The organism is Thioalkalivibrio sp. AKL10, from assembly GCF_000381845.1.
In the GTDB taxonomy this organism is placed as follows: Bacteria; Pseudomonadota; Gammaproteobacteria; order Ectothiorhodospirales; family Ectothiorhodospiraceae; genus Thioalkalivibrio; species Thioalkalivibrio versutus.
Map to the genome: position 1 here is coordinate 51,804 of NZ_KB907146.1, position 24,674 is coordinate 76,477.

The 24,674-nt window shown below is 68.6% G+C and carries 25 protein-coding genes; 17 read left to right on the forward strand and 8 right to left on the reverse strand.

Annotation, left to right across the window (positions count from 1 at the left end):
- Positions 1 to 603 carry a DNA-J related domain-containing protein gene (locus G333_RS0113390; RefSeq protein ID WP_019628678.1) on the reverse strand — a complete coding sequence of 201 codons (603 nt, stop codon included), beginning with the start codon at positions 601 to 603 and terminating at the stop codon, positions 1 to 3.
- Complete coding sequence (locus G333_RS0113395) at positions 600 to 1,007, reverse strand: YchJ family protein (RefSeq protein ID WP_019628679.1); 408 nt, start codon at positions 1,005 to 1,007, stop codon at positions 600 to 602. Before G333_RS0113395 ends, G333_RS0113390 begins: the two co-directional genes overlap by 4 nt.
- Before the next feature lie 130 nt (positions 1,008 to 1,137).
- Here G333_RS0113395 and G333_RS0113400 point away from each other — a divergent pair, with 130 nt between their 5' ends.
- Positions 1,138 to 1,983: an SDR family oxidoreductase gene (locus G333_RS0113400; RefSeq protein WP_019628680.1), complete on the forward strand. Its 846-nt coding sequence runs from the start codon at positions 1,138 to 1,140 to the stop codon at positions 1,981 to 1,983.
- A 972-nt stretch (positions 1,984 to 2,955) separates the two neighbouring features.
- Positions 2,956 to 5,733: a valine--tRNA ligase gene (locus G333_RS0113405; RefSeq protein ID WP_019628681.1), complete on the forward strand. Its 2,778-nt coding sequence runs from the start codon at positions 2,956 to 2,958 to the stop codon at positions 5,731 to 5,733.
- Positions 5,734 to 5,929: 196 nt separating this feature from the next.
- Here G333_RS0113405 and G333_RS0113410 read toward each other — a convergent pair whose 3' ends face one another.
- Both G333_RS0113410 and G333_RS0113415 read right to left on the reverse strand, forming a co-directional pair.
- On the reverse strand, positions 5,930 to 6,604 hold the full coding sequence (locus tag G333_RS0113410) for a YdcF family protein (RefSeq protein WP_026305931.1): 675 nt from the start codon (positions 6,602 to 6,604) through the stop codon (positions 5,930 to 5,932).
- Positions 6,605 to 6,614: 10 nt separating this feature from the next.
- Entirely contained in the window at positions 6,615 to 7,928 is a 1,314-nt protein-coding gene (locus tag G333_RS0113415) for an NAD(P)/FAD-dependent oxidoreductase (RefSeq protein ID WP_019563577.1), read from the reverse strand.
- A gap of 221 nt (positions 7,929 to 8,149) precedes the next feature.
- Between G333_RS0113415 and G333_RS0113420 the strand changes: the two genes are divergently transcribed.
- From G333_RS0113420 to G333_RS0113480, 13 genes are all read left to right on the forward strand, one after another.
- Positions 8,150 to 8,422: a phosphopantetheine-binding protein gene (locus G333_RS0113420; RefSeq protein ID WP_026182088.1), complete on the forward strand. Its 273-nt coding sequence runs from the start codon at positions 8,150 to 8,152 to the stop codon at positions 8,420 to 8,422.
- Positions 8,419 to 9,033 carry a hypothetical protein gene (locus G333_RS0113425; RefSeq protein ID WP_019563578.1) on the forward strand — a complete coding sequence of 205 codons (615 nt, stop codon included), beginning with the start codon at positions 8,419 to 8,421 and terminating at the stop codon, positions 9,031 to 9,033. The genes G333_RS0113420 and G333_RS0113425 overlap by 4 nt, the downstream gene beginning before the upstream one ends.
- Complete coding sequence (locus G333_RS0113430) at positions 9,030 to 10,379, forward strand: AMP-binding protein (RefSeq protein WP_019628682.1); 1,350 nt, start codon at positions 9,030 to 9,032, stop codon at positions 10,377 to 10,379. The genes G333_RS0113425 and G333_RS0113430 overlap by 4 nt, the downstream gene beginning before the upstream one ends.
- Positions 10,380 to 10,392: 13 nt before the next feature.
- On the forward strand, positions 10,393 to 10,725 hold the full coding sequence (locus tag G333_RS0113435; protein ID WP_018145364.1) for a hypothetical protein: 333 nt from the start codon (positions 10,393 to 10,395) through the stop codon (positions 10,723 to 10,725).
- Positions 10,722 to 11,621, forward strand: a complete 900-nt coding sequence (locus G333_RS0113440) for a lipid A biosynthesis acyltransferase (protein WP_019628683.1) — start codon at positions 10,722 to 10,724, stop codon at positions 11,619 to 11,621. Before G333_RS0113435 ends, G333_RS0113440 begins: the two co-directional genes overlap by 4 nt.
- A gap of 58 nt (positions 11,622 to 11,679) precedes the next feature.
- Positions 11,680 to 12,225 (forward strand): LolA-related protein, encoded by a 546-nt coding sequence (locus G333_RS0113445; protein WP_019563581.1) that lies wholly within the window; start codon positions 11,680 to 11,682, stop codon positions 12,223 to 12,225.
- Positions 12,226 to 12,495: 270 nt separating this feature from the next.
- Positions 12,496 to 14,901 (forward strand): MMPL family transporter, encoded by a 2,406-nt coding sequence (locus tag G333_RS0113450; RefSeq protein WP_019628684.1) that lies wholly within the window; start codon positions 12,496 to 12,498, stop codon positions 14,899 to 14,901.
- Positions 14,902 to 14,968: 67 nt separating this feature from the next.
- On the forward strand, positions 14,969 to 16,156 hold the full coding sequence (locus G333_RS0113455; RefSeq protein ID WP_019628685.1) for a beta-ketoacyl-ACP synthase: 1,188 nt from the start codon (positions 14,969 to 14,971) through the stop codon (positions 16,154 to 16,156).
- Positions 16,153 to 16,932, forward strand: a complete 780-nt coding sequence (locus G333_RS0113460; RefSeq protein WP_019628686.1) for a beta-ketoacyl synthase chain length factor — start codon at positions 16,153 to 16,155, stop codon at positions 16,930 to 16,932. Before G333_RS0113455 ends, G333_RS0113460 begins: the two co-directional genes overlap by 4 nt.
- Positions 16,933 to 16,962: 30 nt before the next feature.
- Positions 16,963 to 17,424, forward strand: a complete 462-nt coding sequence (locus tag G333_RS0113465) for a hypothetical protein (protein WP_019567679.1) — start codon at positions 16,963 to 16,965, stop codon at positions 17,422 to 17,424.
- Positions 17,421 to 18,143, forward strand: coding sequence for a 3-oxoacyl-ACP reductase FabG (gene fabG, locus G333_RS0113470; RefSeq protein ID WP_019628687.1), 723 nt, complete (start codon positions 17,421 to 17,423; stop codon positions 18,141 to 18,143). Before G333_RS0113465 ends, fabG begins: the two co-directional genes overlap by 4 nt.
- Before the next feature lie 7 nt (positions 18,144 to 18,150).
- Positions 18,151 to 18,876 (forward strand): glycosyltransferase family 2 protein, encoded by a 726-nt coding sequence (locus G333_RS0113475; protein ID WP_019628688.1) that lies wholly within the window; start codon positions 18,151 to 18,153, stop codon positions 18,874 to 18,876.
- Positions 18,877 to 18,968: 92 nt separating this feature from the next.
- Positions 18,969 to 19,364, forward strand: coding sequence for a hypothetical protein (locus G333_RS0113480; protein ID WP_018145355.1), 396 nt, complete (start codon positions 18,969 to 18,971; stop codon positions 19,362 to 19,364).
- A 244-nt stretch (positions 19,365 to 19,608) separates the two neighbouring features.
- Here the strand turns inward: G333_RS0113480 and G333_RS0113485 are convergent, their stop codons facing one another.
- Positions 19,609 to 20,082 carry a YhcB family protein gene (locus G333_RS0113485; protein ID WP_018145354.1) on the reverse strand — a complete coding sequence of 158 codons (474 nt, stop codon included), beginning with the start codon at positions 20,080 to 20,082 and terminating at the stop codon, positions 19,609 to 19,611.
- A 159-nt stretch (positions 20,083 to 20,241) separates the two neighbouring features.
- Here G333_RS0113485 and G333_RS0113490 point away from each other — a divergent pair, with 159 nt between their 5' ends.
- Together G333_RS0113490 and G333_RS0113495 are read left to right on the forward strand one after the other, a co-directional pair.
- Complete coding sequence (locus G333_RS0113490) at positions 20,242 to 20,793, forward strand: hypothetical protein (protein WP_018952187.1); 552 nt, start codon at positions 20,242 to 20,244, stop codon at positions 20,791 to 20,793.
- A 67-nt stretch (positions 20,794 to 20,860) separates the two neighbouring features.
- A complete protein-coding gene (locus G333_RS0113495) occupies positions 20,861 to 21,430 on the forward strand; it encodes a hypothetical protein (RefSeq protein ID WP_019628689.1) in 570 nt (189 codons plus the stop codon).
- A gap of 79 nt (positions 21,431 to 21,509) precedes the next feature.
- Here the strand turns inward: G333_RS0113495 and dacB are convergent, their stop codons facing one another.
- The 3 genes from dacB to efp all read right to left on the reverse strand — a co-directional run bounded on the left by dacB (position 21,510) and on the right by efp (position 24,634).
- Positions 21,510 to 22,910: a D-alanyl-D-alanine carboxypeptidase/D-alanyl-D-alanine-endopeptidase gene (gene dacB, locus G333_RS0113500; protein WP_019628690.1), complete on the reverse strand. Its 1,401-nt coding sequence runs from the start codon at positions 22,908 to 22,910 to the stop codon at positions 21,510 to 21,512.
- 175 nt (positions 22,911 to 23,085) lie between these two features.
- Positions 23,086 to 24,045 (reverse strand): EF-P lysine aminoacylase EpmA, encoded by a 960-nt coding sequence (epmA, locus tag G333_RS0113505; protein WP_019628691.1) that lies wholly within the window; start codon positions 24,043 to 24,045, stop codon positions 23,086 to 23,088.
- A gap of 25 nt (positions 24,046 to 24,070) precedes the next feature.
- Positions 24,071 to 24,634, reverse strand: a complete 564-nt coding sequence (gene efp / locus G333_RS0113510; RefSeq protein ID WP_026182087.1) for an elongation factor P — start codon at positions 24,632 to 24,634, stop codon at positions 24,071 to 24,073.
- Between the last annotated feature and the right edge of the window lie 40 nt (positions 24,635 to 24,674).

Consider the following 24,674-nt stretch of genomic DNA (forward strand, 5'->3'; position numbering starts at 1 on the left):
TCAGCCCCGGACCAGCAGGACCCAGCGGGCCGCGTTGATCCGCTGCAGTTTAGCCGTGTCGCCACCCCGGTCCGGGTGGTGGCGCTGCGCCATCCGGCGGTACTGTCGGCGGATCGTGTCGGCATCCACCGGGTCCGCAAGCTCCAGCACCTCCAGCGCCTGCTCGCGTTGCTGGTCACGCCCCAGCTGCGACCAGAACTCACCCAGAAGCGCCTCCACCGCCGCCGCATCCATGGTTTCCAGCTGCGCCAGGTCAAGGTAATAGGCCCGCAGTGGATCATGCGTCGCCGGCAACCCGCCGACCGCGCCGCCCCGCCCAGGCTCGATGCCGATATCCAGGCAGTGGATGCGCAACCATTCGCCCTGCCCCGCCAGCGTGTCGCGCAGCCGGTACAGGCAGTGGAACAGCACAAAGTGCGTCTGGAACAGGCTCAGCGACTCCTGCAGCCGCGCACCGGCAAACGGCTCCACGCCCGCGTCGCGCAACTGCGTGATCAGGGCGTGCTCGGTCAGCCCGTCCGACTGCATGCGCAGGCACTCCAGCACCCGATCCAGCAATGCCGGATGGACCGGTGACGCGACCGCATCCGAAGCGGCTGTCATGCGCCCGGAAACTCCCCGTCGACATACACCCAGCGCCCGTCTTCGCGGCGAAAACGACTACGCTCGTGCAGGCGTACGCCCTGGCCGCGCACCCGTGACCGGGCAATGAACTCGACCCAGCCTGCCTCGTCGTCCGGCCCACCCGCCTCGGTCGCGCGTATCGCGAGCCCCAGCCAGCGCTGTTCCGAATCCAGCTCCATGGATGCCGGGCGTGTCGCGGCCGCCCAGGTCGCCAGCAGATAGTCCTCACGCCCTTCCACAAACGCGGCATAACGCGAGCGCATCAGCGCCTCCGCCGTGGGTGCCGAGGCCGTACCATCCAGATACGGCCCACAGCAGGCGGCACGGTCCTGCCCGGACCCGCAGGCACACGTATCGACCTTCTTTCGGCTCGCCTTGCCCAAGCCCCATCTCCCGTTCATCTGCGCTCCAGTCAGCATGCCCGAGCTATCGCCCACGGTCGAACCCTCACTTTGGCACTGGTCTTTCGCCAGCGAAATCGGTAGCGTGCGTATCACGATCCCGGAGGGAACAATGGCCAACATCCTGATCATGGGCTGCGGCGATCTCGGCGGTGCCGTTGGCCAGCAACTTGCCCACGGCGGACACTCCGTCTGGGGCCTGCGCCGCCGGCCGGAGCACATCCCCAAGTCGATCCAGCCCCTGGCCGGCGACTTCGGCGTCGCGGACGGCCTGCCGGAGCTGCCGCCGGCGCTCGACACGGTTTATTTCATCGCCACCCCGGGCGAGTTCACCGAGCCCGCCTATCGTCGCGCCTATGTTGACGGCCTGGGCAACACCCTGACCGCACTGGAACGGGCCCGCCAGCGGCCGCGCCGCGTTGTATTCGTCTCCAGCACCTCGGTCTACGGCGCCGACGACGGCCGCTGGGTGGACGAGACCAGCTCCACCGAACCCACCCGGTTCTCCGGGCGCGCCCTGCGGGAAGCCGAGCAGTTGCTCGCCGACAGTCCCTTTCCCGGCGTGGTCGTGCGCTTTGGCGGCATCTATGGCCCGGGGCGCGAGTACCACCTGCGCAAGGTACGCGAGGGCGTGCGTGGTCAGCACGAAGCGCCGGTCTGGACCAACCGCATCCACCGCGATGACTGCGTGGGCCTGCTGACCCACTTGTTCCATCTGGATGACCCCGACCCGATTTATCTGGGCGTGGATGACGAGCCCGCCCTGCGCCACGAGCTGCTCGCCTGGCTGGCACAGGCGATGGAGATCGATCCGCCCGGCACACCGCCGATGCCCGAGGGCGAAGTCTCCGGCAAGCGCTGCTGCAACAAGCGCCTGCATGCCAGTGGCTATCGCCTCCAGTATCCCGACTACCGCACCGGCTACCGCGCCCTGCTCGACCACACCGCCACCACCTGACCAGGGTCCTCGCAGCGTCGGGCCCGGGCGCAGTTCGGCCTCAGGTGTCTACATTGCCTCCGGTCCACCGCCTGCCTTGTTGTGGCTGGTCCCGGTTCGCCATCCGGTGTTTACGGTGCCTCCGGTCCGCCGCCTGCCACGCGCTCTCTCGCGAGCGCACCGCGAGGTACTTCTTTGCTCGTGCAAAGAAGTACCCAAGAAACACGCCCGACTGCCGCGACCCCGGCCCGCTGCGCGGGCCGGGGTTTCCCTCGCTCCGAGGCTTTTCGCGGGCGGCGCTGAACTCGCTACGCTGCGACACCCACAGACATCAATCCCGCGAAAAGCCTCTCCACTCGGCGCGACGACAACGGGGAGGAAGGTCAAGACAACGGCGGTCCGAAGGCCTGTGCCATTGGATGGAGGCAGGCTGTTCCGGCATCTGGGCACGCTCGGCCTGCGGCCATGGCGTACCGCGCCCGCGTAGCGGGCGCCAGGGGGTAGGATGCGGATGAGCGTAGCGAATCGCATCAGGGTTTCGCACGGCGTGGGAGATGGTGCGTTTCGCTGCGCTCAACGGCACCCTACGGGGTACCGTTTGTTTTGACCTTCTCCCCCGTATGGAGCCCCTCGCGGAGGGCGTGATGGGCCGGCCAGTTAACAATAGACATGGGGCGCTGGATGTCTGAGCGAAACGCAGCGTAGCGAGTTCAGCGCCGCCGGCCCGAGGGCCCTGGAGCAAGGTTCCCGGGCGGAATCCGGGTGCGCCTCGAAGGGTACTTTCTTGGGCAAGCAAGAAAGTACCTCGCGGTGCGCTCGCGAGAGAGCGCTCGGCAAGCGGCGGACCGAAGCCACCGTAAACTCCGGACGACGAACCAGGACCAGCCTGCACGACAGACAGCCGGCCAACGGCATATCCCCCGGGCGGCCAGCGCGCCGCGCCGTTATAATGCGCGGCTTTCCCTACACTCCGACCCGAGCGCGCCCGCGATCATGGACAAGAGCTTCGACCCGAAAAGCATCGAACAGACCCAGTACGACCGCTGGGAGGGCGCGAACGTCTTCGCGCCGCCGGCGACGGGCGAGGCCAACTACTGCATCCTGCTGCCGCCACCGAACGTGACCGGCACCCTGCACATGGGACATGCCTTCCAGCACACCCTGATGGACACCCTCATCCGCTATCGGCGGATGCACGGCGACCGCACCCTGTGGCAGGGCGGCACCGACCACGCCGGGATCGCCACCCAGATGGTCGTCGAACGCCAGCTGGCCGCCGATGGCAAGGGCCGCCACGACCTCGGGCGCGAGAAGTTCCTCGAGGCGGTCTGGGACTGGAAGGCCGAATCCGGCGGCACCATCACCCGCCAGATGCGCCGCCTGGGCGATTCCATGGACTGGTCGCGCGAGCGCTTCACCATGGACGACGGGCTGTCCGACGCGGTGCGCGAGGTCTTCGTGCGCCTGCACGAGGAGGGCCTGATCTATCGCGGCAAGCGCCTGGTCAACTGGGACCCGGTGCTGCACACCGCGCTCTCCGATCTCGAGGTCCTGTCCGAGGAAGAGGTCGGCCACCTGTGGCACTTCCGCTATCCGCTGGCCGACGGCTCTGGCCATCTGACCGTCGCGACCACCCGCCCGGAGACCATGCTGGGCGACACCGCCGTCGCAGTGCATCCGGAGGACGAGCGCTACCAGCACCTGATCGGCAAGACCATCCGGCTGCCGCTGGTCGGGCGCGAGATCCCGATCATCGCCGACGACTACGTCGAGGCCGAGTTCGGCTCCGGCTGCGTGAAGATCACCCCGGCGCACGACTTCAACGACTACGCGATGGGGCAGCGCCACGACCTGCCGGTGATCAACATCCTGACCATCGACGCCTGCATGAACGACAACGTGCCGGCCGCCTATCGCGGGCTGGACCGCTACCAGGCCCGGCAGAAGGTTGTCGACGACCTGGATACAGAAGGACTGCTCGAAAAGATCGACGACCACAAGCTGATGGTCCCGCGCGGCGACCGCTCCGGCACCGTGGTCGAGCCCTACCTGACCGACCAGTGGTACGTGAAGGCCGGCCCGCTGGCCGAACCGGCGATCAAGGCAGTGGAGGACGGCCGCATCCGCTTCGTGCCGGAAAACTGGTCGAAGACCTACTTCGAATGGATGCGCAACATCGAGGACTGGTGCATCTCGCGCCAGATCTGGTGGGGCCACCGCATCCCGGCCTGGTACGACACCGACGGCAACGTGTACGTCGGGCGCTCCGAGGACGAGGTGCGCGCAAAGCATGGCCTGAGCGCAGACGTGGTGCTCGAACAGGACGAAGACGTGCTGGACACCTGGTTCAGCTCGGCGCTGTGGCCGTTCTCCACCCTCGGCTGGCCGGAGAATACTCAGGAGCTCCAGGATTTCTACCCGACCAGCGTGCTGGTCACCGGCTTCGACATCATCTTCTTCTGGGTCGCCCGCATGATCATGATGGGCGAACATTTCATGGGGGACGTGCCCTTCCGCGAGGTCTACGTCACCGGCCTGATCCGCGACTCGGAAGGCCAGAAGATGTCCAAGTCCAAGGGCAACGTGATCGATCCGATCGATCTCATTGACGGCATCAGCGCCGACGACCTGGTCGCCAAACGCACCCGCGGCCTGATGCAGCCGCAGATGGCGCAGAAGATCGAGAAGGCCACGCGCAAGGCCTTCCCCGACGGCTTCCCCGCCTTCGGCACCGATGCCCTGCGCTTCACCCTGGCGGCACTCGCCACCACCGGGCGCGATATCAAGTTCGACCTTGGCCGCATCGAGGGCTACCGCAACTTCTGCAACAAGCTGTGGAACGCCTCGCGCTTTGTGCTGATGAACGTCGAGGGCCACGACTGCTCCGCCGCGACCGATACCCCGGAGCACCGCACGCTGGCCGACCGCTGGATCCTTGACCGCCTGGCCGCCACTGCCGAGACCGCCACGGCGCAGCTCGATGCCTACCGCTTCGACCTCGCCGCGCAGACGCTCTACGAGTTCACCTGGCACGACTACTGCGACTGGTACCTGGAGCTGACCAAGCCAGTGCTGAACGACGACGCCACGCCGGAGGCGGTCAAGCGCGCCACACGCAATACCCTGGTCACCGTGCTCGAGGCCCTGCTGCGCCTGCTGCACCCGGTGACCCCGTTCATCACCGAGGCCATCTGGACCAACGTGAAACCGCATGCCGGCATCACGGATGACATCGAATTCCTGGTGCAGCGCCCCTGGCCCGGCCGCGACGGCTTCCCGCGTGACGCGACCGCCACGGCCGAGCTCGACTGGGTGAAGGACTTCATCACCGGGCTGCGCCGCATCCGCGCGGAGATGGACATCGCCCCCGCCAAACCGCTGCCGGTGCTGGTAAAGAACTGGACCGACGCCGACCAGGAGCGCTACACCCGCCACCGCGGCCTGCTGGAGTTCCTCGCCAAGCCCGAGAGCGTCACCTGGCTGGACACGGCCGACGAGGCCCCGGAATCCGCGATGGCCCTGGTCGACGACATGCAGCTGCTGATCCCGCTGGCCGGGCTGATCGACAAGGACGCCGAGCTCGCGCGCCTGGACAAGGAAATCGGCAAGCTCGACAAGAACCTCGAACAGAGCGAGCAGCGGCTTTCCAACGCGAGCTTCGTCGACCGCGCCCCGGCCGACGTGGTGCAAAAGGAACGCGACCGCGTCGCCGAGATGCACGCCACCCGCGACCAGCTGGCCGCCCAGCGCGAACGCATCCGCGCGATGTGAGGGCGCTGTTCACCACGAGGCACACGCAGCAGACCGGAAAAGCATTGACGGGAGACGGGAAGGATCCAGGCTGACGGGCCATACTGAGGACCGGCTGCACCCAAGGCGGTAATAGCCTCGGGCCCATACCCCTTGAATCCCTGTTGATCGCTCTTGCCCGCCTTCGTGTCTTCGTGCGCTTCGCGCTTGAAGAACATCAGCTGATCCGTTCGAGCATACCCCGGTGGCGGATCAGGCGCGCCAGGGTGCGGCCGGTGTGGTACCAGTGCAGCATCCAGCATTCGCGCGCCAGTCGCGCCGCCGATACGGTGGAGCCCGGCTCCGCCGGACAGGGGCAGACGCGCAATCCCATGCCGCGCGCGATGGCAACCGCCCGGGCGAGATGGAAGCGACTGGTCACCAGCACCAGGGGCGCATCACCGGCCTCCGCCGTCGCCGTCAGCAGATCGCGCGCATTGCGCAGATTCTCCAGCGTATGCCGCGAGGCGTCTTCGGTACGGATGCGCGTCGCCGCGATCCCGTGGTGTTGCAGAAAGGCCGCGCCCGCGGCGGCCTCGCTGGGAGCCCCAACGGAGGTCTGCCCGCCCAGCACCAGGATCCGGGCATCGGGGTTCCGGCGCGCCAGACGCACGGCACGCAGCAGGCGCAGGCGATAGCCCGGACCGGGCGCCCCCGACTCCAGCTGCTGCCCCAGCACCAGGATGCAGTCCCCGCGCCCGGGGCAGCGCCGCCGCCGCGACCAGTGCACGGTGTAGAGCCACAGCGCCAGCCAGGACAAGCCGCCGGTGGCCAGGATGATCAGATTCGACAGCGCAAAGGTCGCCAGGCCGTCCGGCCCGATGCGACCCAGTCCGACGCGCACCTCGTCCACGGGAGCCTTCTCAGGCCTCGTCTTCGGGCGTGGTGCCGCCGGTGAAGTGCAGCCGCGCGTTGCGCCGGCGCCGCGCCCAGAAGGCCAGGGCCCGCGGCAGGTTCAGCGCCATCTGCACGTAGTACACCGTCTTGAAGGCGCGCAGGGACCACTGCACACGGGTATTGCGGTAGACATCCCCGGCCAGCAGCGAGATCACCGCCTGCTCCATCCCGAAGGTATTGCGCGGACCCATGAACAGCTTGCGCATCACCGGGCTGTTGAAACGATAGATCAACCAGGAGAAACGGCGGACGCCACGGCGCACGTCGCGCTCAAAAGCACGCAGATAGCGTGCGGAGCGCGCCGGATGCTCCAGGCAGCGATCCACCGCATCGGCGGCGCGGAAGCCCCCCGACATCGCGATATAGACCCCGCTGGAGAACACCGGGTCGACAAAGGTGAACGCATCGCCGACCAGCAGATAACCCGGGCCGTGGGCCTGACTGGAGCGGTAGGAGAAATTGCCGGTGGCGTTGACCGGGCCAGCCAGCTCCGCGCCCTGCATGCGTTCGAAGGCCGGCGGGCAAAGCTTCAGCGTGTCCCACAGGAACGTCTCGGGCTTGGTCTTGCGCGTCTTCAGGTATTCGGGAAAACAGACCGCGCCCACGCTCATCGCCCCGTCGCGCAACGGGATCATCCAGATCCAGCCGTGCTGGAACCAGTAGATACTGATGTTGCCGGCATCGCGCCCGGCACGCCGCGGCACGTTGTTGAAGTGCCCGAAGATCGCGGCGCTGTTGTGTTCCGGGTTGCGCGCCTTCAGGTCCAGACGGCGCGCCAGGAAGGTATCGCGACCGGAGGCGTCGACCACGAAATCGGCCTCGAACTCCAGCGTGTTGCCGGAAGCATCGCGCGCGGTGACCTGCTGGGTCCCGCCCTTGGCGGGATCGGCCAGGGCGACATCGAACACAGTGACCTCTTCCAGCACCCGCACACCCAGGCGGGCGCTGTTTTCCAGCAGCAGGTGGTCGAACTCCGAACGCCGCACCTCGCATGCCGACGCAGGCGTATCCTCATTCAGGGCACGCTCGAAATAATAGGTTCGCGGCGCGTCGGGCGCCTCGGGGATGGTGAACTCGGCCCCGTGCTTGGGGATGCCGATTGCCGCGATGGCCTCGGCCACGCCCAGTTCCTCGAACAGCGGCATATTCATCGGCAGCAGGGATTCGCCGATGTGGAAGCGTGGATGCCGGGCCTTTTCCAGCAGCACCACGTCGCGCCCCTTCTGCGCCAGTCGGGAGGCCACCGTGGAGCCGGCGGGGCCTCCTCCGATCACCACCACCTGGCAGCGCCCGTCGGTTACGGCTTCCTGTCCCGGTTGTCTCAAATCACGTCTCCGCTTGCCCGCCCGCAACCCCAGATAAGGCGACCCGGTCTGGTCGCGAGGGTACCACGGCCCCTCGGGTGTGGGTATCATCGGCGCCCACAGCAGGGTGACCCTCGCGCGAACGGCAAGTTCGGAGGCGATCACAAAATGCGCACATCACTGCACCGGGGGAACACGTGCCATCACAAACAGCGTTCGAACAGGAAGTCGCTCAACTGATCGTGGACAGCCTTAATCTGGAGGAGGTCGCGCCGGAGGAAATCGAGCCGGAAGATGCGCTGTTCCGTGAAGGGCTGGGGCTGGATTCCATCGATGCCCTGGAGCTGGCCCTGGCCATCTCCCGCGCCTACGGCGTCCAGATCCGGTCGGATGACGAAAACAACCGCGAGATCTTCGCGTCCTTGCGTGCGCTGAGCGCCCATATCGAGGCCAACCGAGCCACATCGTGAACACCCCACTCGCCGCCTGCGTGGCCCTGAGTTATCCGGTCGCGGTCGTCCTCGGCGTGACCTTCGAGATCCCGTTGGTGCCGCTGGCGGTCCTGGCCAGCCTGATCCTGGTGGCTGCATGGGCCTCGCTGGCCGCCGCCGGACGTGGCGTGCTCGCCGCGAGCCTGGCCGTGGGCATAAGCCTGTTGCTCCTCGGCGGGATGGCCACCTGGCTGCTGTACGCATTGCCGGTACTCATCATGGGGCTCTTGTCGCTTCTGTTCGCGCGTTCGCTACGCAGCGACTCCACCCCGCTGATCACGCGCTATGCCCTGGCCATGGGGGCCTCCGACACCCCCGCGGTGCACCGCTACACGCGCAACCTCACCATTACCTGGGCCCTGCTGTGTGCCGGACTGGCGATCGTGTCCGCCTGGCTGGCGCTGTTCGCCACCGCCACCACCTGGGCCCTGTTTGCCAACGGGATCAACTACCTTTTGCTGGCCGGCCTGTTCCTGCTGGAGTATCCGCTGCGCCGCTGGCTCCTGCGCGACGAGCCGCACAACGGCTTCCTGGCCTATCTGATGGAGCTGGCGCGGGTCGATCACCACCGGATGCTGAGGCACCCGTGACAGATACCCCGCAGGTCACTCGACCACTGATCGCCGACACGCCCGCCCCGCTGGCGCGCATCGGCGATCGGGCGATCTCGCGCGCCGCCTTCCTCGCCGACGCGCAGGCGCTGGCCGCACGCCTGCCGCAGGCGCGGGCGGCCTTCAACCTGTGCCAGGACCGCTACCACTTCGCGGTCGCCTTTGCCGCCATTCTGCTGCGCGGCCAGGTCAATCTGCTGCCCCCGAACCGCGGGAGCACTACCCTGGCCGAGATCGCCAGCCAATACCCGGACGCGCCTGCCCTGGTCGACGGCCCGGATGCCGAGATCGCAATCCCGATCCTGCGGGTGTCCGCCTGCGGCGAAGCGGGCGAGGCCACCGGGGCGATCCCCGAGATCCCCGCCGACCAGACCGCCGTTCTGGCCTTCTCCTCCGGTAGCACCGGCACCCCCACGGCCCATGCGCGGAGCTGGGAGGCCCTGCATGCTGTCACCTGCCAGGCGCTGGAATGCTTCGATCTGGTGGATGGCTCCGGACCGACCCTGATCGGCACGGTCCCGCCGCAGCACATGTACGGTCTGGAGTCCACGCTCCTGTACGCCCTGCTGGGGCACGCCACCCTGCTCGCCGGACGCCCGTTCTACCCCGAGGACATCCGTGCCGCACTGGCGGACTGCACCCCGGCCGTTCTGGTCACCACACCTTTTCATCTGAGCGCCTGCCTGCGTGCGGGGCTGGAGTGGCCGACCCCGGAACGCATCCTCTGCGCAACCGCGCCCCTGGACCCGGAAACGGCCGGCCAGGCCGAACGGGTGTTCGGCTGCCGGCTGGACGAGATCTACGGTTGCACCGAGGCCGGCGCCATTGCGACCCGCCGCACCACCCGCGAATCCGACTGGACGGCCTACCCCGGGGTGCAACTGCGCCGCAATGACGACGGCCTCGCGCGCGTCCAGGGACCCCAGCACCCCGAAGCGGTCCCGCTTCCGGACCACATCGAGGTCCGGGACGTCGGCCACTTCCGCATGGAGGGGCGCCTCGCCGATCAACTGAACATCGCCGGCAAACGCGCCTCCCTGGCCGATCTCAACCGCCGGCTCAACGCAATCCCCGGGGTACTCGACGGGGTGTTCATTCCGCCGGGCACCGATCAGGAAGCGCACGGCGTGACCCGGCTGGCCGCCCTGGTGGTGGCACCGGATCGTAGCGCGGCCGAAATCCAGGCCGCACTGGCCGAGTGCATGGACCCGCTGTTCCTGCCGCGCCCGCTGGTCCGCGTCGAGCACCTGCCGCGTTCGGCCACCGGCAAGCTGCCGCGCCAGATCCTGCTGGACCTGCTCGCCCACCACGGCCAGTGCGCCTGAGCCGCCCGCCCTGATGCAGACCCTCATCCAGTCCACCATTCGCCGCATCGGGGCCGGTCACCCATCCCTTCCCGGACACTTCCCCGGTCACCCGGTGGTGCCCGGCGTGGTCATCCTCGACCAGGTCGCGGCAGTGGCCCACGCCCACGGTCTCGGGCCGGTCGAGGCCCTCCCCCAGGTCAAGTTCCTTGCACCCCTGGGACCCGAGACGGCATTCCGGGTCGAGATCGATCCGCCCGGGCACGGCGGCCGTCAGGCCTTCCGCGTACTCGCGGCGGATGGCGAGGCCCCCGTCACCTTTTGTGCCGGCCAACTGATCACGACTCACGACACCGCGGACGCATGAGCCGCGGCTGGTTTCAGCAGGCGGAACGGGGCTCGCCCCTGGCCCTGCGCATCATCCTCTGGGTGGCCCTGAATCTCGGGCGCCGCGCCAGCCGCACCCTGCTCTATCCGATCACGGCCTACTTCCTACTGTTCGCACCAAAGTCTCGCCGCCACAGTCGCAACTACCTGCGCCGGGTCCTGGGGCGCGAACCGCGCCTGGGCGATTTGGCCCGGCACCTGCACTGCTTTGCGGCGGTCATCCTCGACCGCGTCTTCCTGCTCGCCGGCAAGGACGCCTGTCTGGACATCCAGGTACACAACCGCGAGACCTTCCTGGAACACGTGGACAGTGGCCGCGGCGCGATCCTGCTGGGCGCGCACCTGGGCAGCTTCGAGGCCCTACGGGCGCTGGCGGTGGGCAAGTACGACTTTCCGGTCAAGGTCCTGATGTACAACGACCACAACCAGAGCATCACCCAGGTCCTGGAGGCCCTGAACCCCGAGGTCGCCGCCTCGGTGATCCCGCTGGGGCGTACCGAGACCCTGATCCAGGCCCGCGAGTGCCTGGATCGCGGCGAGCTGATCGCGACGCTGGGCGACCGCGTCGCCGAGAGCGACAAGATGGTCGCCTGCAACTTCCTCGGCGACACTGCGCTGTTCCCGCAAGGCCCGCTGCTGCTGGCCGCGGTGCTCAAGGTCCCGGTGATCCTGTGCTTCGGGCTCTATCGCGGGGGCAACCGCTACGATATCTTTTTTGAACCTTTCGCCGAGACCATCGAGGCCCCGCGCGGGCAGCGCGATGCAGCCCTGGCACACTGGGTACAGCGCTACGCCGATCGCCTCGAGGCGCGGGTGCGCGAGGCCCCCTACAACTGGTTCAACTTCTATGATTTCTGGGACGATGCATCCAAATAGGCGAGCCCATGGCTTTGGCCCGCGTATCCGCCAGTCCGGCATTACGCTGATCCTGGCCTTGGGCCTGCTCGTCCCTGTTTCGGCCCTGGCCAACGACACCCTCGGCGCCTTGCTCGAAGCCCTGACCACCGAGCGCGCGGCGACCCTCGCGTTCGAAGAACGCCGCGACGACCCGATGCTGGAATTCCCGGAGACCCGCTCGGGCTCACTGGCCTTCGAGCCCCCCGATACCCTTACCCGCCAGGTCGACGGCCCGCGTGGCGAGACCGTGCACATCGAGGGCGACACCCTCACCCTGGAACGCCGCGGTTCCAGCCGCGAGATCGACCTCAACGAACAGCCTGCCCTGGCCACCCTGGCCGGGTTGTTCCGTGCCCTGCTGACCGGCGACCGCGAGACGCTGGAGGCCGACTTCGAGATCGACGTCACGGGGGACATCGACGCCTGGACCCTCGAACTCGTCCCGCGGGATCGTGCCCTGCGCCGCATGGTCCCCGAACTGACCCTGAGAGGCGCCGGCGGCGAACTGCGCGAACTGGTCACCATCGAGGCTGGCGGCCACCACAGCCGCATGCGTTTCGAACCGCCGCAGTACGCGGACTAGTGGTCCTTCAATGGGATCATTGCGGGTTCAGCGCTCCTGTGGCGTTTCGCTGCAAGGCGCGGTGCGCAGGCAATGGCCGCAGCCCTTGGCAAGCGCCGCAACGCCGCAGCGGAGCGCCACAGGAACGCCCGAAGGGTTGGTCTGTCAACGCCCATGGCCGCGTTCCGGCTCTTGTAAAGGGCTATGACCATTGCCTGCGAGCCGCGCCTTGCCCTGAACGTTGACAGACCAACTGAACCCGTAATGATCCCATTGAAGGACCACTAGCCCTTGCTGCGCCGACACCCCTCCCGCGTTGCCCTGACGCTCTGGCTGGCCGCCCTGCTCCTGGCCACGCTGACGCTGACCCTGCGCGGCGAACTGGTCACCGACCTCCAGGGCTTTGCCCCGGACCCGGTCAGCGCGGACGGGATCGCCCTGGACCCCGGGGCCGGCCCCGCCGGACGCATGCTGCTGCTGGCCATCGCCGGTGGCGAGGCCCGCGAGCGGGCGGCAGCCAGTGATGCACTGGTCGCGGCCCTGGACGATGCCCCCGATGTTGCCGGCATCCACAACGGCCGCCTCGACCCCGACGACCCGGCGCTGGATTTCCTGATCGAGCATCGCTACCTGCTAAGCCCCCGGGTCGATGCCGAACACTTCAGCCAGGACCGCCTGAGCGAACACCTGGAGGCCCGCCGCGACGACCTCGCCAGCGCCGTCCCGGAACTGCCGCGGGAACTGATTCCGCGCGACCCCACCGCGGAGACGCGGGTCGTCCTGGAGCAGCTCGCCGCCAGCGGTGGCCAGGCGACGACCGGCGCCGAAGGCGTCTGGGTCACCCCCGACCGGGGACGGGCCCTGCTGGTGCTGCGCAGCACGGCCGACGGCATGGACCTGGATGCCCAGGCCGCCCTGATCGAACGCACGCACGCGGCCTTCAGCGACCTCGCCGAACCGAATCTGCAGCTGCAGATTGCCGGCCCGGCGGTGATCGCGGTGGACTCCCGCGCCACCATCCGCGGCGAGGTCACCTGGATCACCGCGGGGGCCAGCGTCGCGCTGGCCCTCCTGCTGCTGGCGGTGTTCCGCCATCCGCACCCGGTCTGGCTGGCGGCCGTGCCCCTGGCCAGCGGCATCCTGATCGCCGCGGCCGTGGTTACGCTGGTCTTCGGACACCTGCACGGGATCGCGCTGGCCTTCGGCATCACCGTGCTGGGCATTGCCCTCGACTACCCGCTGCACCTGTTCGCCCATGCGCAACGAGGCGATGGTGAACCGGCCGGCGACGGACGGGCCGACGGCGGGCGCCTCCCGCAGGTCGCGCGCGAGCTGTGGCCCGCCATTGCCCTGGGAGCCGGCAGCACGGTACTGGTGTATGCCCTGATGGCAATGACCGGGTTCTCCGGCATGGCCCAGCTCGGGCTGTTCGTATTGACCGGCGTGGCCGTGGCCGCCGTGGTCACCCGCTGGATCCTGCCAACGCTGGTCCCCGCCCGCTTGCAGCGCGAGGGCCTGCCGCCGCTGCGCCTGCCCCTGCCCACGGGTCTCGCCCAGCCCCCTGCCATCGCGCGCTGGGGCCTCGCCCTGCTGGCCCTGGCCGCGATCGCCGTGGTCGCGACTGCCGACCCCTTCCCCTGGGAGGATCGCCTGTCCGCCCTGCACCCGATACCGGAGGACCAGGTTGCGCTCGACCAGGACCTGCGCAGCGCCCTGGGGCTGCCGGACGTCCGCCATGCCCTGCTGGTCAGCGGCGACACGCCGGAACAGGCCCTGCGCGGCAGCGAGGCGCTGACGCCGGGCCTGGAGACCCTGCGCGAGACCGAGGTCCTGGACGGCTTCAGCCATGCCGCGAACGTCCTGCCCAGCCGGGCACTGCAGCACGAGCGTCAGGCCGCGTTGCCGGAACCCGATACCCTGCGCGAACGCCTGGAGGTGGCGAGCGCAGGGCTGGGGTTCCGCGACGGGGCCTTCGAGCCCTTCGTGAACGACATCCAGACGGCCCGCCAGCAAGACCTTCTGGAACCCGAGGGCCTTCCCGACGGGCCGCTGCGCAATGCCCTGGAACCCCTGCTCCAGCCCCGCGATGACGGCACTGGCTGGATCGCCTGGGTGCGTTTGCAGGGCGTCCATGACCCCGATGCCCTGACCCGCTGGGCCGAAGACGCACCTCTGGCCAGCGTGCCGGAACTGGACGGGGTGGGTATCCGCCACATCGACTTCTTCCGCGCCTCCGAGGAACTGGTGATCGGCTTTCGCGTCGAGGCCCTGCAACGGCTCGCGCTGGGAATGGTCGCAGTGGCCCTTCTGCTGCTGGTCGTCACCCGGGCGCCGGGACGCAGCCTGCGTATCCTGACCGCGGTGGGCACCGGGTTGCTGCTGACCCTGGCCACACTGATCCTGCTGGGCATCCAGCTGTCGCTGTTCCACCTGATCGCGTTACTGCTGATCACCGGGCTGTGTCTGGATTACGCCGTGTTCTTCAGCCGCCCGCTGCGGGATGCCACGGCGCGCCTGCGCAACCTGCGCTCGGTCAGCGTGTGTGCGCTGTCCACGCTGGTGGTGTTCGGTCTGTTGGCCCTGTCCAGCCTTCCGGTCTTGCAGGCCATGGGCCTCACGGTGGTGCTGGGCGTGGTATTTTCCTTCCTCGCAGCGGCCCTGCTGGCCCCCGAGGCCAGCCGCCGGCAAACTGCCTGAAGCAACGCCGAACTGGCCCAATCCACCCGGGAACCCCTCCGGCCACAACCCGCAGATACGCCCGTCCATGGACCCCCTGGTCATCACTGCCCACACCCTGACGAGTGCCGCCGGCACCGGGATCGCCGCCAACGCCGAGGCCCTGCGCAGCGGCACCAGCGGCCTGCGCCCCTGCGACCTGGAAAGCGTCACGCTGGACACCTACATCGGCCGCGTGCCGGGTGTGGAAGCCATCGCCCTCGAGGGCGCCCTGGCCCCGTTCCTGTGTCGCAACAACCAACTGGCCGAGCTGGGGTTGCGCCAGGACGGCTTCGCCGAGGCGGTGGCGGCTGCAGTGGAGCGCCACGGGGCCGATCGGGTAGCCGTTTTTCTGGGCACCAGCACCTCCGGGATCGCCGCCACCGAGGCCGCGTACCACCGTCGTGACCCGCAGACCGGGGCCCTGCCACCGGACTACGATTACCAGCACACCCAGAACATGTTCTCGCTAGCCGACTTTGTTGCCACCCGCCTCGGCCTGTCCGGCCCCGCCATGGTGGTCTCCACTGCCTGCTCGTCCAGCGCCAAGGTCTTTGCCGATGCCCGGCGCTACATCGCGGCGGGACTGTGCGACGCCGCCGTGGTCGGCGGCGTCGACAGCCTGTGCGGCATGACGCTGTACGGCTTCAACGCCCTGCAGCTGGTCGCCGCGCAGCCCTGCACCCCACTGGATCGCGACCGGACCGGGATCTCCATCGGCGAGGCCGCCGGCTTCTTCCTGCTGGAGCGCCCCTCCGCGAATGCCCAAGGCGCACGGCTGACCGGTTACGGCGAATCCAGCGATGCCCACCACATGTCCGCCCCGCACCCGGAAGGCCTGGGGGCCGCGACGGCACTACAGCAAGCCCTGGACCGTGCGGGGCGGCAAGGCGACGAGATCGACTATGTGCTGATGCATGCCACCGCGACCCCGGCCAACGACCGTTCCGAGGCCCGCGCCCTGATCCACCGCCTGGGCCCGACCCCGCGCGCGGTGGGCAGCAAGGGCCTGACCGGGCATACCCTCGGGGCCGCCGGCGCGGTGGGGGTCGCGCAGGCACTGGCCAGCCTGGCCGGCGGCTTCGTGCCGGCGACCGCCGGGCTGCGGCACCCGGACCCGGAACTGGGCCTGGATGCACGGGCAGAGACCGAGGACCGCCCGGTTCGGCGGGTCCTGGTCAACGCCTTCGGGTTCGGCGGAAACAACTGCAGCCTGCTGCTGGAGGCACCGCAATGAACACCATCGGTCTGCATGCGGTCGGACTGCTGGGCCCGGGACTGGACGACTTCGAGACCGCCCGCGCCATCCTCGCCGGCACGGCGCCTCTGGCGGGTGATGCGATCAATATCCCACCCGTGCGGCTGCTCCCCGCCAACGAGCGTCGACGCACCACGACCACGATTCGCCTGGCCCTGAAGGTGGCGGAAGAGGCCACAACCGACAGCGATCGCAGCCAACTGCGCAGCGTGTTCGCCTCGTCCTCCGGCGACATGGACATCATCGATCGCATCTGCGACGCGCTCACCCAGCCGGAGCCGGTGGTTTCGCCGGTCCAGTTCCACAATTCGGTGCACAACGCCCCGGCCGGTAACTGGTCGATCGCCACCCGCAACCCCGCCCCGGCGACCGCCGTATCCGGCTACAACGCCACGGTGGCCGCCGGCTTGCTGGAGGCCGCGACGCTGCAACAGTGCGAGGGTGGCGAGGTGCTGCTCACCTGCTACGACGTACCGTCGATGGAGACATTCATCCGCGTGCGCCCAATCCACCATGCGTTCGCGGTCGCCCTGCGCCTGGGGCCGGTGGAGGGCGCCACCTGGCGGCTGCAGATGGACCTCAAGGGACCCGCCACCGCCGATCGCTGCGGGGCAGACGAACTGGAGGCCCTGCGCGCGAGCAACCCGGTGGCACGCGCCCTGCCGCTGCTGGAGCAACTGGCCCGGGGCACGGCCGGCCATGTTACGCTTGACGCCCCGTTGGGCCGGTCGCTGAGCATCCGCATCGAGCCCTGAACAATCGCCCGGATCAGGAAGATCCCGCGCATGCCATCGCGACCCGAAACCCTAGATCACGACGCCATCTGCCGGCTGCTGCCGCACGCCGGGGCGATGTGCCTGCTGGATTCGGTAGAGGCCTGGTCCGACGACGCCATCCACTGTCGTGCCGACAGCCACCGGGATCCGGCCAACCCGCTGCGCGGGGAAGGCGGCCTGCATGCCCTGGGGGCACTGGAATACGGCGCCCAGGGCATGGCCGTGCACGGGGCACTGCTGGCGGATGGCGGCCCGCCCCGGGCCGGCTACCTGGCGGCCGTGCGCAACCTGCAACTGCGGGTCCAACGTCTCGACGGCCTCGACGACCCGCTGGAGATCCACGCCGAACGCATCCTGTCGGATACCCACAGCTCGATCTACGACCTGCGGGTCACCGCCGGTGGCCGGCCGGTGCTGAGCGCCCGCGCGACGGTGATCCTGCAACCCGCCGACGAGGAAAAGACCCCGTGACTGCACGCGCCCTGATTACCGGAGCCAGCGGCGCCATCGGCGCCGCCATTGCCCAAGCCCTGGCCGCGGCTGGCCATGAGGTGATCCTGCACGCCCATCGCAATGCCGACGCGGCCGAAGCAACAGCCGCGGCCATCCGCGCCGACGGCGGCCAGGCCCGCGTGCTGGTGGTCGACATCACCGACGAGGGGGCCTGCCGCGAGGCCCTGGAGCCCCTGGCGGCCGAGCAACCGGTGCAGATCCTGGTGCATAACGCAGGCATCCATGACGATGCGCCGCTGGCCGGAATGCGCCGCGAACAGTGGGACCGACCTGTCGACGTCGGACTGAACGGCTTCTACAACGTCACCCAGCCACTGCTGCTGCCGATGATCACCACCCGCTGGGGCCGGGTCGTGGCGATCTCCTCCGTCGCCGGGCAGATCGGCAACCGCGGCCAGACCAACTATGCAGCGGCCAAGGCCGGGCTCCATGGTGCCATTCGCTCGCTGGCCCAAGAGGTCGCCTCGCGCGGGATTACCGCCAACGCGGTCGCCCCCGGGATCATCGAAAGCCCGATGAGCGATTCGAGCTTCGATGCCGACCGTATCCGCAGCGTCGTACCCATGCGCCGTGCCGGCCAGCCCGCGGAGGTCGCGAGTGTGGTCGGCTTCCTCGCCAGCGAGGGCGCCAGCTACGTGTCCGGTCAGGTGATCGGCGTCAACGGCGCCCTCGCCTGACTCCGCCATGAGCCACGTCGTTGCCCTGATCCCGGCCCACAACGAGGCCGCCACCATCGAAGACGTCGTCACTGGCGCCCGCGCCCACGTGGACCGGGTGATCGTGGTGGACGACGGCTCCGAGGATGCGACCGCAAGCCTGATCGAGGACCAGGCGGAGGTCCTGCGCCAGCCCGAGAATGGCGGCAAGGCGGCCGCGTTGTGGGCCGGGATGCAGCATGCCCTGGCCACCGGGGCCGATGCCGTGGTGACCCTGGACGCCGACGGCCAGCACGACACCACGGAGATCCCGGCCCTCATCGCCGCCTGGCGCGAGACCCCCGAGCGGCTGATCCTGGGGGCCCGACTCAAGGGCCGCGAACATACCCCGCCGCTGCGCCTGTTCGGCAACCGCATGGCGGACTTCTGGATTGCCTGGGCCTCGGGGCAACCGCTGCAGGATTCGCAGTCGGGGTTCCGCCTGTATCCCGCGGCGCTATTGCGACGCCTCGAGCTGCGTCATCACCGGGCGCGCTGCTTCGTGTTCGAAAGCGAGGCCCTGATCGTCGCCGAGCGGCTGGGATTCCCGGTGCGGGTGGTCCCGGTACGCTGTATCTACCCGGAGAACCACCGCCCCAGCCATTACCGCGCGACCGCGGACACCCTGCGCATCATCGCCATGGTCGCCGGCCACCTGCTGCGCCGCGGGATGCGCCCGCTGGGGCTGTTGCGCTCGCGGGGCCTGGTGCGCTGAAGGCCCCGGCGTGCCGCTCCGGGCCGCGCCCTTGGAAACCACCGGCACGCATGTCTACACTCTCGACGCACCCATCCCAGAAGGAAAACGCCATGAATACCAGGACGTTGCTGGTCATCCTGTTTGCCAGCCTGATCGCGCTGGCCGGCTGCCGCGGCACGGTCCCCGTGCACAACGTCAGCGATACCACGGTCACCGATGTTGCGGGTGAACGCCCCAGCGCCGAACAGATGGAACGCGCCATCCGCACCGCCGGAACAGCGCTGGGCTGGCGCATGGAAGAAGTGGAACCGGGGCTTCTCGAAGGGCGACTTGCGCTGCGCGACCACGTCGCCGAAGTGGAGATCCCCTATGCGGCGGGTGAATACAGCATTCGCTACAAGGACAGCACCAACCTGAACTACGCGGACGGCAATATCCACCCGAACTACAACAACTGGATCCAGAATCTGGACAACCAGATCCGGGCGCAGATCTCCGCCCTCTGATCCCACCCCGCAGCGCGTCGGGCACACCCCGGCGCGGTGCGCACGCTCCAGGGCAAAGGGCCTTTCATCACGAAGCGCATGAAGGCGGGGAGATCGGAAGGAATGCGGTGACGGAAGCGTCTTGCGCCTCCGTTGCGGTCTTGCCCATCATCCAGTCTTTACACCGACCGGGTGATGCTTTTCAGGTTTTCTTCGTCCCTTCCTGTGCGCCGCGGTGATCCCAAACCGACTCCGCGGTCACGGGTCAGTCGGGGCGCGGGCGTTCGTCCGGCTTGCGTGCCTCGCCCTCGGAACTCTTGGGGGTCGGCTCGTCGTCCTGGGCGTCCGATTCGTTGGCGCCGCCGGCCGCCTCGCCGGGACCGGCGCCGTAGTCACGGCGCGTCATGTGCGACAGCAACTGCCCGGCCCGGTCCTCGAGGCGATCACGGGTCGGCTTGTCTGCCAGTTCCTCCGCGCTCTGCGCCAGGTGGTGGTAGAGGTCGCGGTAGGAACCCGCCATGGTCGCGAACAGCGTGGCCGTGCGATCGAAATGGTCGTTGACCTGGCTGCGGTAGCGGGTCAGTTCCTGCATGCGCCGGTCGAGTTCCTCTTCCAGCTCGCGGATCAGCTTGCGCTCGTCACTGGTGACGCGGCCCACCCAGAAACCCACGAGGGCGGCAACCACGATGGCCAGAATCCCGAGGGCCACCCACAGCCCCACTGCTGTCTGTTCTTCCACCACGACATCCTCTGAAAATGGAGCCGCCATTGTGCCGCAGGCCCTCGCCGAACGCACTGCCGGGCATGCTAACCTCGCCACAACAGGGACACCGGAACCACGCAGGAAGGCCCCCGGAAGCCGTTTCAATCCGCCGTACAACCAAGAGCCAGACCCACCATGATCGAACCGCAACATGCCCAGCAGATCCGCCAGGCCCAGGCCGGCCTGATCAACCTGGTGGTGCAGGCCACCCAGAACCCGGAGACCCGCCGCGAACTGGAGCCAGTGCTGAACCAGGCCCACGAGGCCGGCTGGGGCGAGCTGATCCTGCGCATCCGCCGCGTGCTCGAAGGCGAACGCGACACGTCCCTGCTGCAGGGGCTGGACGACGAGGACACGGTGATCCTGACGGCGATCCTGGCCGGCCTGCAGGATCCCTCCACCCTGCCGGATCCCGAGCAAAGCGGCGATCCGGCGCAGGCCGCACCGGGGCTGGCCCAGATGATCCACGGCGCGGCCCACGGAGACGCCCAGTCGCTGCACTGGCTGTCGCAGATGGCCGAACAGATGAGCCGGGCCGGGGGCAACATGGCGCGTCTGGGTGGCATCACCAAGCGCCTGGTGGACGGCGAGCGTGACCCGGATGTGCTGTGCCGCGGCATGGACGCCCAGGGCGAGTCGCTGGTGCTCTCGATCCTCTCGGAGCTGGGCAAGCTCGAGCACCACTGACCAACCCGTGCGCCATTCCAGCATTTGCAGGCCGCGCGGCCGAGGCACGTTCCGCCTCGAGCATCTGATGCTGGCCGTAATCGCCCTGTGGCTCCTGCAAGGCTGCGCCGCAGTCACCCTGCAGCCGCCGGCCGAACCGGAAGACCCGGTCACTGTGGCACTCCTGGACCACGGCCATCACTCCAGTCTGGTCCTGCCGACCGCGACCCCGGACGCCTGGCTGCGCTATTCCTACGGCGACTGGTCGTTTTACGTCGAGCGGCGAATCAACCCCCTGCAGGGGCTGGCCGGGCTGTTCCTGCCCACACGGGCGGGCCTCGGCCGGCAATCCCTGACCGGCTCCGACCTGGAGGACGCGACGGCAACCCAGTTGCGCGTGCCGCTGGAGGAACTGCATCTGCTGACGGTCCCCGGGGCCAGGGTTACGGCACTGCGCGAGGCGCTGGAGGAAATCTGGCAGGCGGGCCACGATGACCGCAAGGTATCGACAGAATGGGACATGGCCTTTGTCGAACACCCCGAGGCCTACACCCTGCGCAACAACTCCAACCGCATGGTCGCACACTGGCTGACGGCCCTGGAGGTCGATGTCTCGCGCCTCCCGATCATGTCCAACTGGAAGCTCGACTCACCCTGAGGTCAATCAGGGCCTTCTCACCACGAAGCGCGCGAACCTAACCCTTCGTGCGCGCTTCGTGGTGGATAAACGCCGGGCGTCAAAGGCGGTGGGCCCACTCCAGGACGGCATCCTGCAGGTTCCGGCCGAGGCCCTGATGCGCGCGGGGGTCGTTGACCAGCACCACCACGGCCAGGTCGTCCCCGCCTTGCGTGCGCACGTAGCCGGCGACCGCAGAGACCTCGTTGAGGTGCCCCGTCTTCAGGTGCATCTGCCCGCGCAGGTCGCGCTGGCTGCCGTTGCGGAAGCGATTGCGCAGGGTCCCGTCCAGCCCGGCCAGGGCCAGGGAGGACTGGAATTCCGGACGGTGCGAGTGCTGCCATCCGCCCTCGAGGATCTGGCCCAGCTGGCGCGCGGTCATGCGGGTCTCGCGGCTGAGCCCCGACCCGTTGTCGACCACCATGCCACCCACCTCGACCCCCAACCCGCGCAGCGACTCCAGCAGGGCCTGCTGACCCTTCTCCAGCGTGGCCGGCGGGGTAAAGTGACGCGCCCCCAGGGTCAGCAGCAGGTGGCGGGTCATCACGTTGGAGCTCCACTTGTTGGAGACCCGGATCAGATCCGCCAGCGGCCGCGAGGTATGGCGCAGGATCGGTTCGTCGTACAGCACCGGCAGCACGCCGGGGCGAATGTCGCCGGTCAGCTCACCGCCCCACTGCGACCAGTGCAGACGGAACATCTCGGCGTGATTGGCCTCCGGCGTCAGGACCGTACGCAGCAGTTCGTAGTCCCCGCAGTTAACCGGGTACTCGCCGGACAGGGTCACGCGTTGCGCCTCGGGATCGGCGTCAAAGCGAATGCCCCGTTGCCAGGCCCCGCAGCTGCCACGCGACGGCTGCAGGCGATTCTCGATCGTCAGCCCCGGCAGCGGCGGATCCACGGTCACGTCAATCCCGTTCCCATGCCGCTCCGGCCGCACACGGAAGCGCTGGGCGTTGGCGTTTACGTGCAGGGCATAGGGCAGCTGGTTGTAGGCCCGCAGCGGCTGGTCATTGAATGCGGCCGGATGGCCCGGAGGCAGTTCGAAATGCGAGGCGTCGAGGATGACGTTGCCCTCGATGCGCCGCAGCCCGGTCTGACGCAACTGCCCCAGCATGCGCCAGTGCTCCTCGCTGACCATGCCGGGGTCGCCGGTCCCGCGGATCACCAGATCGCCGCGCAATACACCGTCGCGCACCGGTCGCGTGGCCCACACCTCGGTGGTCCAGGTGTACTCCGGCCCCAACTCGTGCAAGGCCGCCAGCGAGGTAGCCAGCTTGATGGTAGAGGCCGGGTTGTACGGCTGATCGGCATTCAGGCGCGCGAGGACCGCGCCATCGGACATCCGCTGCACCCACAGGCCCACATTTGCCGGCGGCAGACGCTGGCTCTCGATCGCCCGCTGCAGCGGTCCCGGGAGATGCTCGAACTGGGCCTGTGCGGCCAGCGGTGCCAGCCACAACAAGAGGATCAGAGCGACGGATACGAAACACCAGGAAGGTCCGGACCGGGGCCCGGGGCGACGCGAAAAACGACAAGGGGACATTGAGACCAGCCATCCTGCATGAGAGCCTTCGGCAACGGCCCCTATAGTGTGCCGCCATCCCGGCCGCGACAAGCCCTCCGGGTGGGCTTCGTCACGCCCAGGGGAAATCGATCACCTGATCGATACGCGACACCCCCAACAGACGCATCAACAGCCGGTCCACGCCCAGGGCCACGCCCGCGCAGTCCGGCAGACCCGACTCCAGCGCCGCCTCCAGGTGATCGTCCACGGGCGGAAGGGGCTGGCCGCGCGCGCGGCGCTGAGCGATGTCCCGCTCGCGGCGCTGGCGAAACACTGCGGGGTCGATCAGCTCGTGATAGCCGTTGGCCAGCTCCAGGTCGCCCCAGTAGAGCTCGAAACGGGCGGCATAGCCCGGCCGGTCCGCGCAAGGGCGCGCGAGCACGGCCTGGCTCTCGGGGTAGTCGAACAGGATTGTCAGCCGGTCCGGCGGGAAGCCCGGCGCGATCACCAGGCTGATCAGGGCATCCAGCCAGCCGTCCCGATCCAGCCCGCCGCGGATGACCAGCCCGTGGTCCCCCGCGACCCGTTCCAGCTCCGCGGCATTCGTCTCCGCCGGGTCCACCCCCAAAGTCGAGCGAAACAGATCGGCATAGGCGATCGCCTCGCGCCCCCGGGGCGCGTGCCAGTCGGGAGACTGCGCGGCCTGGTCCGCGATCAGGGCCACCACCTCGCGCGCCAGTGCGTGGTGGTCCAGGCCCAGGCGATACCACTCCAGCAGAGTGAATTCGGGGTTGTGCCGCGGGCCGGATTCACCCCCGCGGAACACCCGTGCGATCTGGTAGATATCCGGGGCGCCGTCCGCCAGCAGGCGCTTCATCGGGTACTCCGGCGAGGTCTGCAGGTAGCCGCGCTCGCCGCCGGGGGCCTGTGCCTCCCAGCTCTCCAGCATTGGATCTTGCGGCGCGCCCCGGCTCAGGATCGGGGTCTCGACCTCGAGCACCCCGCGGGCCGCGAAGAACGCCCGCAGCCCGGCCAGGAGGCGGGCGCGCGCCGCGCGGGCCGGCGCCGCACCCGGACGCCAGTCGGTCATGTCGCAGGGCCTGCCGGGGTCCGGCTCACACGCGCGAGACGTACTCGCCGTTGCGGGTATCCACCTTCACCGTCTCGCCCTCTTCGACGAACAACGGAACCTTGACCACCGCGCCGCTTTCCAGCGTGGCCGGCTTGGTGCCGCCCTGCGCGGTGTCACCGCGCAGGCCCGGATCGCACTGGGTGATCTTCAGCTCGGTGAAGGACGGCGGCACCACCGACAGCGGCTCGCCGTTCCACAAGGTCACGGTGCAAATATCCTGCTCCTTCAGCCACTGCCCGGAATCACCCAGTGCGGCCTCGCCGACGGCATACTGCTCAAAGGTGTCCGGCACCATGAAGTGCCAGAACTCGCCATCGTTGTAGAGATACTGCATCTCGGTATCCATCACGTCGGCGGCCTCCACCGACTCGCCGGACTTGAAGGTCTTCTCCAGCACCCGGCCGGTACGCAGATTGCGCAGCTTGACCCGGCTGAAGGCCTGGCCCTTGCCCGGCTTGACGAACTCGTTCTCCACGATGGCCTGCGGGTCGCCGTCCAGCAGGAGCTTGAGACCGGCCTTGAATTCGTTGGTACTGTAGGTTGCCATTGCGCGCTGTCCCTCGATGATGCGTGGCGCGGACATGCCG

What these genes read in the sequence shown, in the direction of transcription:
- epmA (WP_019628691.1), bottom strand. Translation starts at nt 24,045, where the DNA reads ATGACCGACTGGCGTCCGGGTGCGGCGCCGGCCCGCGCGGCGCGCGCC.
- G333_RS0113390 (WP_019628678.1), bottom strand. Translation starts at nt 603, where the DNA reads ATGACAGCCGCTTCGGATGCGGTCGCGTCACCGGTCCATCCGGCATTG.
- G333_RS0113440 (WP_019628683.1), top strand. Translation starts at nt 10,722, where the DNA reads ATGAGCCGCGGCTGGTTTCAGCAGGCGGAACGGGGCTCGCCCCTGGCC.
- G333_RS0113465 (WP_019567679.1), top strand. Translation starts at nt 16,963, where the DNA reads ATGCCATCGCGACCCGAAACCCTAGATCACGACGCCATCTGCCGGCTG.
- G333_RS0113495 (WP_019628689.1), top strand. Translation starts at nt 20,861, where the DNA reads ATGCTGGCCGTAATCGCCCTGTGGCTCCTGCAAGGCTGCGCCGCAGTC.
- G333_RS0113490 (WP_018952187.1), top strand. Translation starts at nt 20,242, where the DNA reads ATGATCGAACCGCAACATGCCCAGCAGATCCGCCAGGCCCAGGCCGGC.
- G333_RS0113460 (WP_019628686.1), top strand. Translation starts at nt 16,153, where the DNA reads ATGAACACCATCGGTCTGCATGCGGTCGGACTGCTGGGCCCGGGACTG.
- G333_RS0113400 (WP_019628680.1), top strand. Translation starts at nt 1,138, where the DNA reads ATGGCCAACATCCTGATCATGGGCTGCGGCGATCTCGGCGGTGCCGTT.
- efp (WP_026182087.1), bottom strand. Translation starts at nt 24,634, where the DNA reads ATGGCAACCTACAGTACCAACGAATTCAAGGCCGGTCTCAAGCTCCTG.
- G333_RS0113475 (WP_019628688.1), top strand. Translation starts at nt 18,151, where the DNA reads ATGAGCCACGTCGTTGCCCTGATCCCGGCCCACAACGAGGCCGCCACC.
- G333_RS0113455 (WP_019628685.1), top strand. Translation starts at nt 14,969, where the DNA reads ATGGACCCCCTGGTCATCACTGCCCACACCCTGACGAGTGCCGCCGGC.
- G333_RS0113405 (WP_019628681.1), top strand. Translation starts at nt 2,956, where the DNA reads ATGGACAAGAGCTTCGACCCGAAAAGCATCGAACAGACCCAGTACGAC.
- G333_RS0113480 (WP_018145355.1), top strand. Translation starts at nt 18,969, where the DNA reads ATGAATACCAGGACGTTGCTGGTCATCCTGTTTGCCAGCCTGATCGCG.
- G333_RS0113435 (WP_018145364.1), top strand. Translation starts at nt 10,393, where the DNA reads ATGCAGACCCTCATCCAGTCCACCATTCGCCGCATCGGGGCCGGTCAC.